We start from the raw sequence: 16,314 nt of genomic DNA, 5'->3' as shown, positions 1-16,314 counted from the left end.
AGCTTCGTCTTTGCTTATTTGCCAAGGAAAATAAACCTTAACCTAACGTAATATCAAGTTTACCTTTAATTTGCTAACCACTTTTTAATAACCAAAGCGATTCGCCGATAGTCGTCTTCGGCGAATGTTTTTAGCAATACACCAACCCGTTTTGATTGGTGCATTTTAGGTTGTTGGCGCATGTATATTTTATGCAATGCGCCGGAAGACTTGTTACTTTTGTCTGTCATCTTTAATTTGTTGCTGACGGCTTTTCCACCAGCTTATACCTTTTACAACCACTGCTGCAAAGGCTATCCAAAAAATTGCGTGATAAAAGGCGTGTGCCGTTTGATCTAAGCTGTGATCTGGATGCGCCAATGCTTGGGTTGTAAATAATGTAGTGATGATTAGTAATATGCTTTTTAACATGCTTTTATCCTCGTAAATTCTTAATTCTGTCTCTGCTACCAAACTAGCAGCGCTTGCAAACCCAAGTCCCAATCCCAGTCAGGAATTGCGATTAATACGCAGACTCGCTGAAAACCCGTCCGTGGGAGCTCGAGACAAATCATCCACGATTTGTACGGTCTGCTTTATTAACCCCAACCCCTTCCTTCAACTATTGTGTCGCGGCTAACACACTCACCGCAACACCAATGCCAAAAAGGTGGATGGGCGTGTTGGTCGAAAAATCTCTTTTTCAGGGATGAAAAAGCGAAGCGTACATGGATGTATTCACCGCGTTTTTTCGAGCAATTCCCCATTCGCCTTAACTTTCCCTGCCACCCTACTAGCAGCGCTTTGAGTACTTGCAAACAAGCAAGTTTGAAGCGTAATTTTTTAAAATCGCTGTGACTACTTTATATACGGATATCCTATCCTCTATAAAGCCCAGCTACGGCATCCTGCCTTCGCGCTACGCTTTTCCAAAGCTTCGCCCCAATAGGCTCTGCTTTATCATCCCTGATAAAGAAGTTTTAAAAAATCAGCATTCAAACCCGCTTTTCTATACACCTCAATCGCTGCCAACACACGCACCGCAACACCTGTGCCCAAAAGGTGTATGGGCGTGTTGTTTGCAAACTAAGCTGTGCGCGCTATCTCCAACATACCTTCAGTTTCAATAAAACTAATAATCTCATCTAAGCCTTTTTTCGCTTTGAGGTTACTGAAAATAAACGGCTTATCACCACGCATTTTCTTCGCATCACGATCCATCACTTCTAGCGACGCACCAACATACTCAGCGATATCAATTTTATTGATAATTAATAAATCCGACTTAGTAATACCAGGGCCACCTTTACGTGGAATTTTGTCACCGGCAGACACATCAATTACATAAATAGTTAAATCAGATAACTCAGGGCTAAAAGTAGCAGATAAATTGTCACCACCACTTTCAACTAAAACAAAATCCAACTCACCATGGCGTTTTTGCAGCTCATCAATAGCAGCTAAGTTCATTGACGCATCTTCACGAATAGCCGTATGTGGGCAACCACCGGTTTCAACACCAATAATACGATCTGGCTCCAACGCACCATGGCGGGTTAAAAACGCCGCGTCTTCGTGGGTATAGATATCGTTAGTGACAACAGCCATATTGTATTTTTCACGTAATGCCAAACATAACTCGCGTAATAACGCAGTTTTACCCGAACCGACAGGTCCACCTACACCAATTCGTAACGTTTGTTTTTTCATATTGTTCTCCTAATTCATTCGCTTAACTTGTGCGGTTAAGACCTAAATAATCTTGAATACTGGGTTTCGTGCCAAGCACTAGCCATAGCAACACTAGGTAAACTATTGCCAATTTGTGAACGCTGACGTGAGTTTGCATCCACAATTACTTCATCCACCAATTCACTTAAACTAAACATTAAATTTTGCGCTTGAGTTTGCCCCAATGGTACCAGCTTAGTTGCTGCCGCAACTTGGTTTTCGATAAACATCCAACAAAAGCCGGTTAACGCAAGTTGTTGGTCGAGTTGCCAGCAATAACAAGCAACAGCAAATGCGCTGGCGAAACTGATATCCTGCCAATCTTGCATCTGTGCCAATAAACTTTGTTGCTCAACGCTAAACTCGGTATTTTGTTGAGTTAACACACGTAACAAAGCGCGCCCCATAGCAACATCAGCCAATCTAAGCTCATGACTTTCGCGGCTAGCAATGGCTAGCTGGTTTAGCTCGACAACTTCGGCATAATCTGTTGTTTGATTTAATGATTGCAACACCAAACGGATAATCACTAAATCTGTTGTGCCGATAGAAGCTTGTAGATTCGTAGTTATCCAATTCTCACACTCAGCAACATTCGTCACCCAACCAATTTCAACTGCATACTCAAGCCCTTGAGAAAATGAGAAACCACCAACGGGTAACCCTGGGCTACAGAGTTGGAGTAAACGAGTGAGCTTAAGTGAGTTGATTGCATTAGTGGGCATGCGAATGTCCTGAATGGCTGCCATACGCGCCGTTTTCTGGTTCAAATATCTCTGGTGCATCTGATGTTGTTAACCCGTACATTTCGCATAATTCTTTTAGTACGTGATCGGGTTTAAAACGCAACCAGCGCTCGCCCACTTGCAACACAGTATGACGGTTACCTAAGTGGTAACAAACTTTGCTGAATGTGTGCCAATCTTCGGTAGTTGCTGTGATTACCGGCTCTTTGGCACCTTTGATTTCAATTAATAATCCACATTCGGTTTTTAATACTTCACCTACGCGCAATGGATTACCGCGGTCGACGAATATACCTATATCTTGCCCTTGGTCGGTTTTGCCTTTGATGCGGGCTTTTTGTCTTGTTTCTCTGTCTAATGTTATTGAGTCGTTTATTGCTTGATGTGTGTGACTCAATCTTTCAAATGCTTGTAACATATATACCTTCTTAAATCGTTTATCCGTTCGTTTACGCTGACTCGCTGGCAGTCCGTGCAACGAAGCAAGTTTGAAGCATAATTTCTAAAAACGCCGTAAATATGTCCCTATAGGCTCTGCTTTATCATCCCTGATAAAGAAGTTTTAAAAAATCAGCATCCAAACCCGCTTTTCTAAACATTTTTATTGCTGCAAAAACTCACCGCAACACGGATGCACAAAAGGTGAATGGGCGTGTTGGTCGAAAAATCTCTTTTTCAGGGATGAAAAAGCGAAGCGTACAAGGATGTATTCACCGCGTTTTTTCGAGCAATTCCCCATTCGCCTTTACTTTCCCTGCCACCAAACTAGCAGCGCTAGTAAACCCAAATCCCCAATCAGTCAGGAATCGCGATTAATACGCAGACTCGCTGTAAACCCTTCCGTGGGAGCTCGAGACAAATCATCCACGATTTGTACGGTCTGCTTTATTAATCCCAATCCCTTCCTTTAACTATTTTGTCGCTGCCAATAAACTAACCGCAACACCTGTGCCCAAAAGGTGAATGGGCGTGTTATTTGCAAAACTTCAATCGGCATGGAAGCCGTTTGTGAACACCTAAAATAAACAATACCGCTGCGCTAACGGTAATTCAGTTGCAGGTTCACAAGTTAACAACACACCATCCGCCGTTACCTCATAAGTTTGCGGATCAACCTCAACTTTTGGCGTTAACGAGTTATGGATCATATCTTTCTTACCGATATTACGAGTGTTTTTACACACACCAATCATGCGGGTTAACCCCAACTGCTCAGGTACTTTTTTCTCGACCGCCGCTTGCGATAAAAACGTCATCGAAGTTTTTGCCGCAGCTTGACCATGTGCACCAAACATAGGGCGATAATACACAGGTTGAGGTGTTGGGATAGACGCATTAGCATCACCCATAGGGGCAGCGGCAATAAAACCACTCTTCAAAATTAATGAAGGTTTAATGCCAAAAAATGCAGGCTTCCATAAAACTAAATCGGCTAATTTACCCACTTCAACCGAACCAATTTCATGGCTAACACCATGGCTAATTGCAGGGTTGATTGTGTATTTAGCGATATAACGCTTAGCGCGGAAGTTATCGTTTTCTTCAGTGTCCGGTGCTAAAGGCCCACGTTGCACTTTCATCTTGTGTGCGGTTTGCCAAGTACGGCAAATCATCTCACCAACACGACCCATAGCTTGAGAGTCAGAGGCGATCATACTAATTGCCCCTATGTCATGCATAATATCTTCAGCGGCGATACTTTCTTTACGAATGCGCGAGTCAGCAAAAGCGATATCTTCAGGGATGTTAGGATCTAAATGATGGCAAACCATCAACATATCCAAATGCTCATCTATGGTATTGATTGTGTACGGTCTGGTTGGATTAGTTGAAGATGGCAATACGTTTTCTTCGCCACATGCACGAATAATATCCGGTGAATGACCACCACCTGCACCTTCTGTGTGATACGTATGAATGGTGCGACCTTTAAACGCGCCAATAGTATCTTCAACAAAACCAGATTCATTTAAGGTGTCGGTATGAATGGCTATTTGCACATCGTACTTTTCCGCCACACCTAAACAGGTATCAATAGCTTGTGGTGTTGTGCCCCAATCTTCATGCAGTTTTAACCCACAAACACCGGCTTCAATTTGTTCTTCTAACGCCAGCGGTAAACTTGCATTACCTTTGCCTAAAAAACCAAAGTTCATCGGCATATCGTTAGTCGCTTGCAACATTTTAAAAATGTTCCACGGGCCAGGTGTACAAGTTGTCGCATTCGAACCAGTTGCAGGACCTGTGCCACCACCTATCATAGTGGTTACACCAGACATTAGTGCTTCTTCAACTTGTTGTGGGCAGATAAAATGAATATGCGCATCTATGCCACCCGCTGTGATTATTTGCCCTTCACCAGCAATAACCTCTGTACCAGGGCCGACTTCGATATCAATATTATCTTGCACATCAGGATTACCCGCTTTACCGATAATAGCAATGCGACCATCTTTAACACCAATATCCGCCTTAACTATGCCCCAGTGATCTAAAATCAGCGCATTGGTGATGACCAAATCTACCGTTTTATGGCACGATGCTTGGCTTTGCCCCATGCCGTCACGAATAACTTTACCGCCTCCAAATTTGACTTCTTCACCATAAGTTGTGAAATCTTTTTCGACTTCTATCCACAATTCAGTGTCGGCCAAACGCACTTTGTCGCCAACTGTCGGGCCAAACATATGTGCGTATGCGTGTTTATCTATACTCGACATTATTTCAGCCCTCCCATCACTTCGCCTCTAAAACCATATACTTTGCGCTTACCTGCATAGGCAACTAACGTGACTTCACGCTCTTGACCAGGTTCAAAACGTACCGCTGTGCCGGCGGTAATGTCTAAACGAAAACCATATGCTTTTTCACGATCGAATTTAAGCGCTGGGTTTGCTTCATAAAAATGGTAGTGCGAACCAACTTGCACAGGGCGATCACCACTGTTAACCACTTCTAAAGTAATTTTTGTGCGACCAACATTCAGTTGATGCTCACCCGCAGGCGTTTTAATTTCACCAGGAATCATGCTGCGCTCCTATACAATTGGGTTGTGCACTGTTACTAGCTTAGTGCCGTCAGGGAAAGTTGCTTCAACTTGCACTTCAGGGATTAACTCTGCTATGCCTTCCATAACCTGATCACGGGTTAACAAAGTGCGACCGTAATCCATTAACTCAGCAACGGTTTTACCATCGCGCGCACCTTCAATAATTTCCATGGAGATATAAGCCATGGCTTCTGGATAATTGAGTTTTAAACCACGATTTAAACGTCGCTCCGCTAACAAAGCTGCGGTAAAAATCAGCAGTTTGTCTTTTTCTCTTGGTAATAAATCCATAATCAGTTCTCTTTGCTAGTTGTTCTAAGTTAACCAGATTCTTGGTTGCGCCACTTGGCTTTGATACAAAGCTTGGCGAGTTATTTGCCAAAGGGCGATAAATATTTTTTTACACTCAGCGCTGCGTTGGCCTAAATAACGAATAACGTAAACGTCTTCAATTAAGCTAATGCTAACCTTTTGACTTAACTCAGCTTGTTCAACTTGTAAGCGTAGTGCATCAAGCAAATCTTGCTGCGCGAGTTTGTCGGTTAATTTGCTCGGTGCTGTGATATAAAAAGTGCCGATAATAGGTTTGTTAGCCAAACCTGCTCGTGCGAGTAATAATTTGTTTTCAGGCGTAATCACCAATCTGTCGTGAATGGCGAGTTTGTTGTCGATATAAATTTGCGTTAGCTGCTCAAACTTGCCTTGTTCAAATTCTTTGCCTATTGCCGGTAAACCGAGCGATATAACGTCCCACCCTAAATAAACACCTTGTTTATCCACATGCACGGTTAGATTATTTTTAGCATTGGCATTTGGATAAATTAAGGTTTCTTGCGGCAAGTGCTCAAGCCTTGAATTAGCCGTGACTGTGTAGGCTGTATCTTGCAACTGCAGTGCGTGACCAATTTGTGCATTTTCACGCGCGCGATAAAAACGATTTGCGCCCGGAGTAGTTAACAATGCTTGGCTATTTTCTTCGGTTTTAGCGGTTATGTATAACTCGTCACCCGAGACTATACCTGCGGGTGGGTGCAATAAGTACACATGTGCGCAATCTGGCCCTTCTGGATAAAAGGCTTTTTGTACCGACAATGGACCATTTCGTTTTATATGGCTCAATCGGCTGCCATGTGCTGTTTGGCTGAATGTTAAATCTAGCTGCGCTAACCATTGTCTTTGTTGTGGTTGTGCGCTTGCTGTTATTGTCATAATACCTTCTTTTGTTGTTCTACTTTGTCTTTCTGGTAACTCCAGTGCAAGTTGCTTTCCTGTTCGTGCTATTAGCAAGTTTGAAGCATAATTTTTAAAAACGCTGTGAATACTTCCATGTACGCTCTGCCCTGTCATCCATGACAGGGAGGTTTTAAAAATCAGCATTCAAACCCGCTTTTCCAAGCACTTTTATTGCTGCAAAAACTCACCGCAACTCTAGTGCCCAAAAGATGTATGGGCGTGTTATTTGCAAAACTTCAATCGGCATGGATGCCGTTTGCGAGCGGGCCATGGGGGCCTTGCAGCATTTTTGCAAATAATACCCTATGCAACTTTACCTTCCTGCCACCAAACCAGCAGCGGCCAATCCTCAATCGCAACACCAGCGCAAGAAAGGCGGATGGGCGTGTTGTTTGCAAAACTTCAATCGGCATGGATGCCGTTTGCGAGCGCGCCATGGATGGCCTTGCAGCGTTTTTGCAAATAATATCCCATGCAACTTTACCTTCCCTGCCACCAAACTAGCAGCGGCCAATCCTCAATCGCAACATCAGTGTTCAAAAAGGTGTATGGGCGTGTTGTTTGCAAAACTTCAATCGGCATGGATGCCGTTTGTGAGCGGGCCATGGATGGCCTTGCAGCGTTTTTGCAAATAATACCCCATGCAACTTTACCTTCCCTGCCACCAAACTAGCCGCGACTCAAACCCACAGCAACACCAATGCCCAATCCCTACACAGCCAAATATTTGCCAACTAACTCATCATCCAAATCGCCCATTGGCCCAGAAGCAACAACCTCACCTTTCTCCATCAAATGAAACTGCTCACCAACAGCACGGGCAAAAGGTAACTTCTGCTCAACTAAAACAATAGTCATGCCCTGCTCTTTATTCAGCTTCAACAACACATCACGAATCAACTGAACAATATTAGGCTGAATGCCCTCATTTGGTTCATCTAAAATCAGAATATCAGGATTCAACACCAATGCACGCGCAATTGCTAACTGCTGCTGTTGACCGCCGGATAAATCACCACCACGGCGATGCAACATCTCTTTAAGTACCGGAAATAACTCAAAAACAGACTCAGGAATGGTTTTACTGCCTTGGCGTTTACAGTTCAAACTTACCTTCAAGTTTTCTTCAACCGTTAGCTGACCAAAAATATGACGGCCTTGTGGCACATAACCCACACCAATTTCTGGGCGCTGCTCAACCGACTTCTTGGTCATATCCAAATCGTTAATGGTTACAGAGCCAGTGCTAACTGGCAACATGCCCATAATGCACTTTAACAAAGTGGTTTTGCCCACACCGTTACGACCCATAATACAAGTGCGTGAACCCTTTTCTATTTTCATATTTAGGTTCCACAAAATCTGCGTGCCGCCGTATTTTTGATTTACATCTTTAAGCTCAATCATTCGCCAGTCTCCTCACCTAAATACACACGCACAACTTCTGGGTTGGATTGAATTTCCGACATGCTGCCTTCAGCCAAAACACTACCTTGATGCAACACTGTCACTTTGCGCGCAATTGAACGAACAAACGCCATGTCATGTTCAACTACTACTACAGAATGATCACCCGCAAGCGAGGTTAATAACTCGGCGGTGCGTTCAGTTTCTTGTGCTGTCATACCGGCAACAGGTTCATCCACCAGCAATAATCTTGGTTTAGCCGCTAACAACATACCAATTTCTAACCACTGTTTTTGTCCATGAGATAACGCACCAGCCTGCATATTACATTCACCGACTAAACCTATGGTGTGAAGAATCTGTGCAATTTCATCGCTCTGCTCGCCAGATAATTTATGGAACAAATTCGCCCAAATACCCTTGTCGCCGTGCAAACTTAACTCTAAGTTTTCAAACACTGATAAGTTTTCAAATACAGTTGGCTTTTGAAATTTTCGACCAATACCAGCGCGGGCAATTTGTGCTTCGTCCATTTCCAACAAGTTAACTTGTTGACCAAAACTAACCTTACCAACATCTGGGCGAGTTTTACCGGTAATTACATCCATTAAAGTGGTTTTACCGGCACCATTGGCGCCAATTAAACAGCGTAATTCACCATCATTAATGTATAGGCTTAAGTCGTTTAACGCTTTAAAACCATCAAAACTTACGCTGACATCTTCCACGTATAAAATAACCCCGTGGCGCGTGTCTGGCTTGATGTTTTCTTCTTCTAATAACGGGCTGCCCGCTTCACGGCTCATGACTTCACCTCGGCTAATTTTTTCTGATTAAAACGCGCAGCAATTGCAGGGAAAAATCCGGCGATGCCTTTTGGTAATAACAAGGTTACCAATACGAATAGACCACCCAATGCATATAACCAAGCTTCAGGCATAATTGCAGTGAAACGTGTTTTTGCGTAACTCACAACAATCGCACCAATAATCGCACCATATAATGAACCACGACCACCAATAGCCACCCAAACAACCATCTCAATTGAGCTTAACGGAGAGAATTCACCTGGGTTGATAATACCCACTTGCGGTACGTATAAAGCGCCAGCGATACCAGCCAACATAGCTGAAACAACGAAGATCCAAACTTTGTAGTTTTCAGGTTTATAACCAATAAAACGTACACGGTTTTCAGAATCGCGAATGGCGGTTACCACACGTCCCATTTTTGAGTTAACGATAAAGTGACAAACCGCAAAACCAATTGCTAAGAAAGTTGCAGTGGTAGCAAATAACGCAATACGTGTTGTGTCTGACTGCAATGAGAAACCTAAAATATCTTTAAAGTCAGTTAAACCATTGTTGCCACCAAAACCCATTTCGTTACGGAAGAAAGCAAGCATCAAGGCGTAAGTCACGGCTTGGGTCATAATAGATAAATACACACCACTTACACGTGAGCGAAATGCCATAGTACCGAATATGTAAGCTAATAAACCTGGTGCTGCGACTACCATTATCATCATCCAGATAAAGCTGTCTGATCCCGCCCAATACCAAGGCAAGGCATCCCAGTTTAAAAACACCATAAAGTCAGGTAATTCAGGGTTACCGTATACACCGCGGTCGCCAATTTGACGCATTAAGTACATGCCCATTGCATAACCACCAAGGGCGAAAAATGCGCCGTGACCTAAGCTTAAAATACCGCAGTAACCCCAAACTAAATCAACCGCTAACGCCAATAATGCGTAACATAAATATTTACCAAATAAGGTGACGGTATAGGTACTTACATGCAACGCTGAACCTTCAGGGAAAGCTAAGTTACATACAGAAACATATAAAGTTGTAATAAACAAACAAGCTACGACTACAGGCAAACTGCCTAGTTTTTTAAATAAATCAGCCATTAGTCTGCAGACCTCCCTTTTTGTGGGAATAAACCTTTAGGTCGTTTTTGAATAAACAACACTAAACCAACTAGCACGATAATATTGGCTAGCACAGAACCTGTAAGTGGCTCTAAGAATTTATTGATTGAACCAAGTGACATAGCCGCAACTAAGGTGCCCCACAAGTTGCCAACACCACCAAACACAACTACTAAGAAAGAGTCGATAATGTACGACTGGCCTAAGTTTGGCCCTACGTTAGTTAATTGGCTTAACACCACACCAGCAATACCAGCAATACCCGAGCCTAAACCAAAGGTAATGGCGTCAACTCTGTCACTGCGCACACTTAATGCACGAGCCATTTCACGGTTTTGCGCAACCGCTCTTACATGTAAACCAAGTGATGAACGTTTCATAAACGCCAGCAATGCGAAGAACACAGTTAAAGCGAAGATAATTATGTACAAACGGTTAAAGGTAATTGAGAAAATTGGATTAATCTGCCACGAACCACTCATCCACTCAGGTGCAGCAACTGTGCGGTTTAATGGCGAAAATACGGTTCGAACAAGCTGCTGTAAAATTAGGCTGATACCAAAAGTTGCTAACAAGGTTTCTAACGGGCGACCTTTTAAGAAGCGGATAACACCACGCTCAATTAATACCCCAACAAAACCCGAGACTAAAAACGCCGCAGGAATAGCAATAAACAATGAATAATCAATCCATTGTGGGAACATTAACTGGATAACATATGTAGTGTAAGCACCTAACATGATCATTTCGCCATGCGCCATGTTAATTACACCCATTACCCCAAAAGTAATGGCTAAACCAATTGCAGCCAGCAATAACACAGAACCTAGGCTTAAACCGAAAAACATATTTTCGATAAATTCGTAAATCGAACGTTTTTGTTTAATTTTGCCAATTGCGCTGGTTAGCTCAGTTTTTAACTGTTTTTCCGTGGCGCTAAGTTCACTTTTTTCAACTTCATCCAATAAAGCAAGTTGGCTCACCATGGCATTGCGCACGGCTGGCTCTAAACTTTCACGCAACTCTTTTGCTGCAGCTAGCTGCTCGTCAGCGTTACCATTTTTTAATGTGTTAACACCTATGGCTGTTTGCATTAAATCAGCCACAGCAGAATCTTTTTCTTGTTCAATTAATTTAGTTAAAAGCTCGATAGTCTCGTCGTCTGGGTCATCCAATATTTGTTTAACTGCAGCTAAACGGATATCAGCGTTTTTATGGGTTAAATCCAGCTGAGCAATTAATCCACGAATTGTGCTGCGAATACGGTTACTGGTTTTAACCTTTTTCATTGATGATTTACTGGCTGTGCCTAGGTCGTCACCAGTTAATACATCAGTTAGTTGATAATCACCGTCTTCAGTTTTGCGAATACTCACCACTTGTTTGTTATTTTTTTTATAGTAAAGATCGCCGTTTAAAATTTCAGTTAAAACAGTTTTAGTACGCTCATCGGGTTGAGCCGCAATTTGTTCCAATAAAGGGGTAATGTTGCGCAGAGATTTGCTGGGAAGTTGGTTGACCAACTCGGAGAATTCATCGGCTTGAGCCGAGAAACTCGCCAGCAGTATGGAGAGTGTGAGACAGAATATTCGCAGCATTGCGGCATCCTTCATGTTTGTTACTTCGTATTTGGGTTGGTGCTGCTGCCACTAGCTAACAGCAACACCTTGGGAGTTTTGGGCAGGCTTATGTTCGCGAACTCTTGCGGGGAGAAGGTAAATTCCTCACAAAGGCGCTGTGAATACATCCTTGTAAGCTTCGCATTCGCATCCATGCGAATGAGACTTTGTGATTAACTTACCTTCCCCCTCTGTTTGTTGCTCAACTCACTTGAAGCTTTGCCCTTGTGTGTTTGGCGGAGTAGCAAACACACGGCACATTTAATATATTGTTATTATTAGAAGTTTTGGCCAGAACACTTACCAGATTTAATGTCGAAGTTGCCGCATTTAACTGGTGCTGTCCAATCAGCAATTAGGTTTTTCGAGCTAGGTAAGAAGTCAGACCAAGCGTCACCAATTACTGTGTCAGGTGTTTGCCATACCACTTCGAATTGACCATTTTCTTGAATCTCACCAATTAACACTGGCTTAGATAAGTGATGGTTTGAGTTCATAACCGCAGTACCGCCGGTTAAGTTAGGTACAGTAATACCTATCATTGCTTGTTCAACTGCATCTACGTCTGTCGTACCTGCTTTCTCAACTGCTTTCGCCCACATTTTGAAACCAATGTAAGTAGCTTCCATTGGGTCGTTAGTTACACGTTTTTTGTCACCAATGTATTTTTTCCATGCTTTGATAAACTTAGTGTTTTCATCACTTTCAACGCTTTGGAAGTAGTTCCAAGCCGCTAAGTGACCAACTAATGGGCTAGTGTCGAAGCCAGATAACTCTTCTTCACCGACTGAGAATGCAACTACTGGGATGTCTTCAGCTGAGATACCTTGGTTACCCAACTCTTTGTAGAAAGGTACATTTGCATCACCATTGATAGTTGAAACAACCGCTGTTTTCTTACCTTTAGAACCGAACTTTTTAACTTCAGCTACAATGCTCTGCCAGTCTGAATGACCGAAAGGCGTGTAGTTGATCATGATGTCTTTATCTTTAACACCTTGAGCTTTTAAGTAAGCTTCTAAGATTTTGTTGGTGGTACGTGGGTAAACGTAGTCAGTACCTAATAATACCCAACGCTCAGCACCGATATCATTCATCAAATAATCAACTGCTGGAATAGCCTGTTGGTTTGGTGACGCGCCTGTGTAGAATACGTTTTTCGATGACTCTTCACCTTCGTATTGTACTGGGTAGAACATTAAGCCGTTTAATTCTTCGATTACTGGTAACACGGATTTACGTGATACCGAAGTCCAACAACCAAAGATTACATCTACTTTTTCTTTAGCTAATAGTTCACGAGTTTTTTCTGCGAACAATGGCCAGTTAGATGCAGGGTCAACAACCACAGGCTCTAACTTTTTACCTAATAAACCACCAGCTTTATTTTGCTCTTCAATCATCATCAACACAGTGTCTTTCAAGGTTGTTTCAGAGATTGCCATAGTGCCGGATAATGAGTGCAATACACCTACTTTAATAGTGTCTGCTGCCATAGCCATTTGTGTTACTAAGCTACTGGCGATAATAGAGCTAGCAGCTATCAGTTTTTTAAGTTTCATAATAATAATTCCTCAAGTTATGTGTAGTGCTTAGAAAGAGATTAAAGCTTCAACTGCGATTGAATCGCTGTCGCCTCTAACATCACTTTCATCCATACGGTATTCGAACACCATAAGTAAGTTATCGCTTACTGCGTAGCTAGGCGAGATAGTTATTGCGCTGCCATCATCAAACAATGCACCTGCTGCAGTTTCAATTTCAAAATCATGATAGCGAACTGTGATACCAGCTGAGCCCATAGCATAGTTTGCCATTAATAAGTAACCAGAACCGTCATTGCCGTTTGCGTAATCACCTAAGTTATATTCAGCGGCTAAAGTTAAATCGCCAACTGCGTAAGAAGCCCAAACGTTAGTTGTGTTGGTGTCTTCATCTGATAAGTAGAAAGCTTTAACTGTAATTGAATCAGTAGGCATGATAGCTACCATAGCTTCGTAACCAGGTTTTTCACTATCTGTGTCTTCAGGGCTGTATGGGCTATTGATTACAGAAAGGGCAACTGCGAAGCTGTCAGTGCTATATAAACCAGAAATACCTTGTTGGTAGTAACCATAGAAATAAGGTGCATAACCTGTACCTGAGTATTGGAACAAGCCTGTAGGCTCTTCAGTTTCCCAACCAGAGTAGCTTAAGAAACGACCTGCTTTTAACGTGAACTCATCTGTCACTGCGTAGGTAAAAAATGCTTGCTCTAAATCAACCGCACCGTATGAATCTTTGTATTCTAAATCTACTTGCGCTTTTAACTTGTCGTCAAAGCTGTAGACCAAATCAATTTCAAATTGGTCTAAACCAGAAGATGACTCTGAGCTTGCGCCATCTGCATCTGAATAAACGTAAGACATATCAATAAAACCAGTTACTGATAAGTTGTCTGTTAAACTGAAGTCACCTGCATTTACCGCTGGTGATGCTGTTACTGTAGCTAGCGCAGCTGCGATACTTAAAGCTGTACGTTTGATTTTGCTCATTGTAATACCCCTGAAGTAGTTTGCTTAACCTTGTTATTTGCAGTGTTTGGGGTCGTAGACAAAACAGCCATCACAATTGGGAAATTGGCTTATGAGTACTGCCTTGTTTACGACTGTGGTTAGTATTGCGCGAAAGCGCTAGAGGGGATATTCGTCAAACTGCGCAGGGGCATACGTCAAATGACGTAGTTTTGAAATTATAAATAACTTTTCGACTAAAAAAATCGGTCAAAGTTAACTACGAAAAATAGAGCCGCACAAATGATGGTAGGCGACATCAACTTTACACTTAACAAATTAATTTGTTTACGTTCCACTTGATTTGCTTCTTTATAAGAATGAATTTTGCCTGCCAACTGTAAACAGCCCAAAATAAAGAAATAGACTCCACCATTAAAGACAAAAAGCGGGAAAGTAATCAGTGAGATAATATTTTTAAGCTCAAAATCATCAAACTTACCTATAGATAACACCAGTTTGAAAACAAGTGCGCCAAGAATCATAGATACAAGCCCAAATAACAGCGCATTACAAGCAGATGTAGTCAACTTCATGGTATCTCCTTAAAACATTCAAGTATTTTCTTAGGCATGAAACAGCGTCAATGAGAATAGCGCCAGCTTCAATTCCGACAAAGCAGTCATGCAGAGCTGTAATAGACTTTGGCTGTAAGACTATCAATAAACTTGATTTAACATCTTACATTTTTTATAAACCTACGCCTTATTCTATGTCATCGCAATAGACACCACTAATCCAACAAATATCAAAATAACCGATTGCAGTATTGCCACTGCAACATTGCCCTTTTTAATCTCTTCATTAAAGTCGATATCACGGAAAATAAACTTATCAATAATGATTAACGCAAGCACGCTGACAAATAAACAAATCAGCGCATACGCTAGGTTAATGGCTAAAAAGGTGATGTTTTGGCTAATGCTGGTGATTTCCATAATAAGCTTCTCTTTGGGTGGTTATTTTAAATGGTGTTGTTGGTGCTTCAGTTAACCAACCAACAGACCATGCGGTTATTGGCTCAATACTGCTGTAGTTCAGTTGGCTAGAGTAATAATTCATTATGTCTGTAGTCGCATAACTTTTGGCATTTTCAATATTGTATAAATCGGCTGCGCCAAATAAATGTAATAACTCGTGCGGTAATACCTGTTGAAAATGCCACAATTTATTTATTTTGTACTGGGTAATAAGTTGTACATGTTCAAAATAACAGTGGCCTTTACCACAAGTTCGCGCAAATGATCTGTCATCATTATTGGTATGAAAAATCAATGCAACTTGGCTGTTTTTATCACCGCCAGTTAAATAATTCAGCCATGTTTTTAAATCTGGATATTTTTGATAACTCAACAATTGCTCTGTGATATAAGCAAAATATTGTTCGTCTCGAACGGTGCGATTATTGATTCGTTTCGGGATGGATAAAAAGAAAAACCTTTGTTCAAAATCTAGATTATTGATTGCATATTGTTTGGCTGATTTTTGCAGCCAATCGCTTGCAACATCCGCATTTGACATGGCATTTAATCTATCTTGATTAGACCAGCGACTCCACAAGTTATCATCTACAAATACGTAAGCTAAGATAACTTTGCCAGTTAATTTTTTATTCATGCCGGTATCACGCATATCTAAATAACTTTGGCGAAGTTTGCGTTCACCTTGATTGCGGTTGATTAAGTTTTTTACCTCAACAATACGCTGTTTATGGTAGTCACTGCCAGTGAGTTTATAAGCCTGCTGCAACATGTCTAACTGCTTATGGAAATGCCACATTTGGTAATAATGTTCGGCCGCGGTATTTAGCAACCAAACTTTAAGCTCTAACGGTAACTCTGCTTGCTTGAGTTGCTGATTAATCAATTTAACCGCTTTATCGGGGCGGTCTGCTAACACTTCCACTTGTTGGGCAATTGGGTGTTTGTCGGCAAACTTTGTTTGAAAAAAGGAAAAATAAACCCAGAATCCAAAGTAAATTAAACCAGCGCCAACTATTTTATAAAAAAATTCCTTCACCCAGTGTTATCTCGTTAGTTACTTTTTGTGCAATTGAAAAACC

General features: G+C 41.9%; 18 protein-coding genes. All 18 read right to left on the bottom strand.

What is annotated here, in order from left to right:
• Nucleotides 1-65: 65 nt before the first annotated feature.
• The 18 genes from ACMZOO_RS09850 to ACMZOO_RS09765 all read right to left on the bottom strand — a co-directional run bounded on the left by ACMZOO_RS09850 (nucleotide 66) and on the right by ACMZOO_RS09765 (nucleotide 16,271).
• Entirely contained in the window at nucleotides 66-230 is a 165-nt protein-coding gene (locus tag ACMZOO_RS09850) for a hypothetical protein (protein ID WP_440903190.1), read from the bottom strand.
• Nucleotides 214-411 carry a hypothetical protein gene (locus ACMZOO_RS09845; protein WP_440903189.1) on the bottom strand — a complete coding sequence of 66 codons (198 nt, stop codon included), beginning with the start codon at nucleotides 409-411 and terminating at the stop codon, nucleotides 214-216. Before ACMZOO_RS09845 ends, ACMZOO_RS09850 begins: the two co-directional genes overlap by 17 nt.
• Nucleotides 412-1,065: 654 nt before the next feature.
• Nucleotides 1,066-1,689, bottom strand: a complete 624-nt coding sequence (gene ureG, locus ACMZOO_RS09840; protein WP_440903188.1) for an urease accessory protein UreG — start codon at nucleotides 1,687-1,689, stop codon at nucleotides 1,066-1,068.
• Nucleotides 1,690-1,724: 35 nt separating this feature from the next.
• The gene (locus ACMZOO_RS09835) at nucleotides 1,725-2,435 is read right to left on the bottom strand and encodes an urease accessory protein UreF (protein WP_440903187.1); all 711 of its coding nucleotides are present in this window, start codon (nucleotides 2,433-2,435) and stop codon (nucleotides 1,725-1,727) included.
• Nucleotides 2,425-2,874 (bottom strand): urease accessory protein UreE, encoded by a 450-nt coding sequence (gene ureE / locus ACMZOO_RS09830; protein ID WP_440903186.1) that lies wholly within the window; start codon nucleotides 2,872-2,874, stop codon nucleotides 2,425-2,427. Before ureE ends, ACMZOO_RS09835 begins: the two co-directional genes overlap by 11 nt.
• Before the next feature lie 598 nt (nucleotides 2,875-3,472).
• On the bottom strand, nucleotides 3,473-5,176 hold the full coding sequence (gene ureC / locus ACMZOO_RS09825; RefSeq protein ID WP_016956969.1) for an urease subunit alpha: 1,704 nt from the start codon (nucleotides 5,174-5,176) through the stop codon (nucleotides 3,473-3,475).
• Nucleotides 5,176-5,484: an urease subunit beta gene (locus ACMZOO_RS09820; protein ID WP_440903185.1), complete on the bottom strand. Its 309-nt coding sequence runs from the start codon at nucleotides 5,482-5,484 to the stop codon at nucleotides 5,176-5,178. The genes ureC and ACMZOO_RS09820 overlap by 1 nt, the downstream gene beginning before the upstream one ends.
• 9 nt (nucleotides 5,485-5,493) lie before the next feature.
• Nucleotides 5,494-5,796, bottom strand: a complete 303-nt coding sequence (locus ACMZOO_RS09815; RefSeq protein WP_016956967.1) for an urease subunit gamma — start codon at nucleotides 5,794-5,796, stop codon at nucleotides 5,494-5,496.
• Between the two features lie 24 nt (nucleotides 5,797-5,820).
• Entirely contained in the window at nucleotides 5,821-6,714 is an 894-nt protein-coding gene (locus ACMZOO_RS09810) for an urease accessory protein UreD (RefSeq protein ID WP_440903184.1), read from the bottom strand.
• Between the two features lie 735 nt (nucleotides 6,715-7,449).
• On the bottom strand, nucleotides 7,450-8,145 hold the full coding sequence (gene urtE / locus ACMZOO_RS09805) for an urea ABC transporter ATP-binding subunit UrtE (protein WP_440903183.1): 696 nt from the start codon (nucleotides 8,143-8,145) through the stop codon (nucleotides 7,450-7,452).
• Nucleotides 8,142-8,951, bottom strand: coding sequence for an urea ABC transporter ATP-binding protein UrtD (gene urtD / locus ACMZOO_RS09800; protein WP_440903182.1), 810 nt, complete (start codon nucleotides 8,949-8,951; stop codon nucleotides 8,142-8,144). The genes urtE and urtD overlap by 4 nt, the downstream gene beginning before the upstream one ends.
• Nucleotides 8,948-10,060 (bottom strand): urea ABC transporter permease subunit UrtC, encoded by a 1,113-nt coding sequence (gene urtC, locus ACMZOO_RS09795; RefSeq protein WP_440903181.1) that lies wholly within the window; start codon nucleotides 10,058-10,060, stop codon nucleotides 8,948-8,950. Before urtC ends, urtD begins: the two co-directional genes overlap by 4 nt.
• Nucleotides 10,060-11,679 (bottom strand): urea ABC transporter permease subunit UrtB, encoded by a 1,620-nt coding sequence (gene urtB, locus ACMZOO_RS09790; protein ID WP_440903180.1) that lies wholly within the window; start codon nucleotides 11,677-11,679, stop codon nucleotides 10,060-10,062. The genes urtC and urtB overlap by 1 nt, the downstream gene beginning before the upstream one ends.
• Before the next feature lie 299 nt (nucleotides 11,680-11,978).
• Nucleotides 11,979-13,262 carry an urea ABC transporter substrate-binding protein gene (gene urtA / locus ACMZOO_RS09785; RefSeq protein ID WP_440903179.1) on the bottom strand — a complete coding sequence of 428 codons (1,284 nt, stop codon included), beginning with the start codon at nucleotides 13,260-13,262 and terminating at the stop codon, nucleotides 11,979-11,981.
• A 30-nt stretch (nucleotides 13,263-13,292) separates the two neighbouring features.
• Nucleotides 13,293-14,234 carry a porin gene (locus tag ACMZOO_RS09780; RefSeq protein ID WP_440903178.1) on the bottom strand — a complete coding sequence of 314 codons (942 nt, stop codon included), beginning with the start codon at nucleotides 14,232-14,234 and terminating at the stop codon, nucleotides 13,293-13,295.
• A gap of 215 nt (nucleotides 14,235-14,449) precedes the next feature.
• A complete protein-coding gene (locus tag ACMZOO_RS09775) occupies nucleotides 14,450-14,788 on the bottom strand; it encodes a hypothetical protein (RefSeq protein WP_440903177.1) in 339 nt (112 codons plus the stop codon).
• 174 nt (nucleotides 14,789-14,962) lie between these two features.
• Nucleotides 14,963-15,190 (bottom strand): DUF350 domain-containing protein, encoded by a 228-nt coding sequence (locus ACMZOO_RS09770; RefSeq protein ID WP_440903176.1) that lies wholly within the window; start codon nucleotides 15,188-15,190, stop codon nucleotides 14,963-14,965.
• Nucleotides 15,171-16,271: a hypothetical protein gene (locus tag ACMZOO_RS09765; RefSeq protein ID WP_440903175.1), complete on the bottom strand. Its 1,101-nt coding sequence runs from the start codon at nucleotides 16,269-16,271 to the stop codon at nucleotides 15,171-15,173. Before ACMZOO_RS09765 ends, ACMZOO_RS09770 begins: the two co-directional genes overlap by 20 nt.
• Nucleotides 16,272-16,314 lie beyond the last annotated feature (43 nt).

Source organism: Catenovulum sp. SX2, assembly GCF_052056295.1.
GTDB lineage: Bacteria > Pseudomonadota > Gammaproteobacteria > Enterobacterales > Alteromonadaceae > Catenovulum.
Note: the sequence above shows the minus strand (reverse complement) of the source record. Positions and strands in the feature narration are given on the sequence as shown.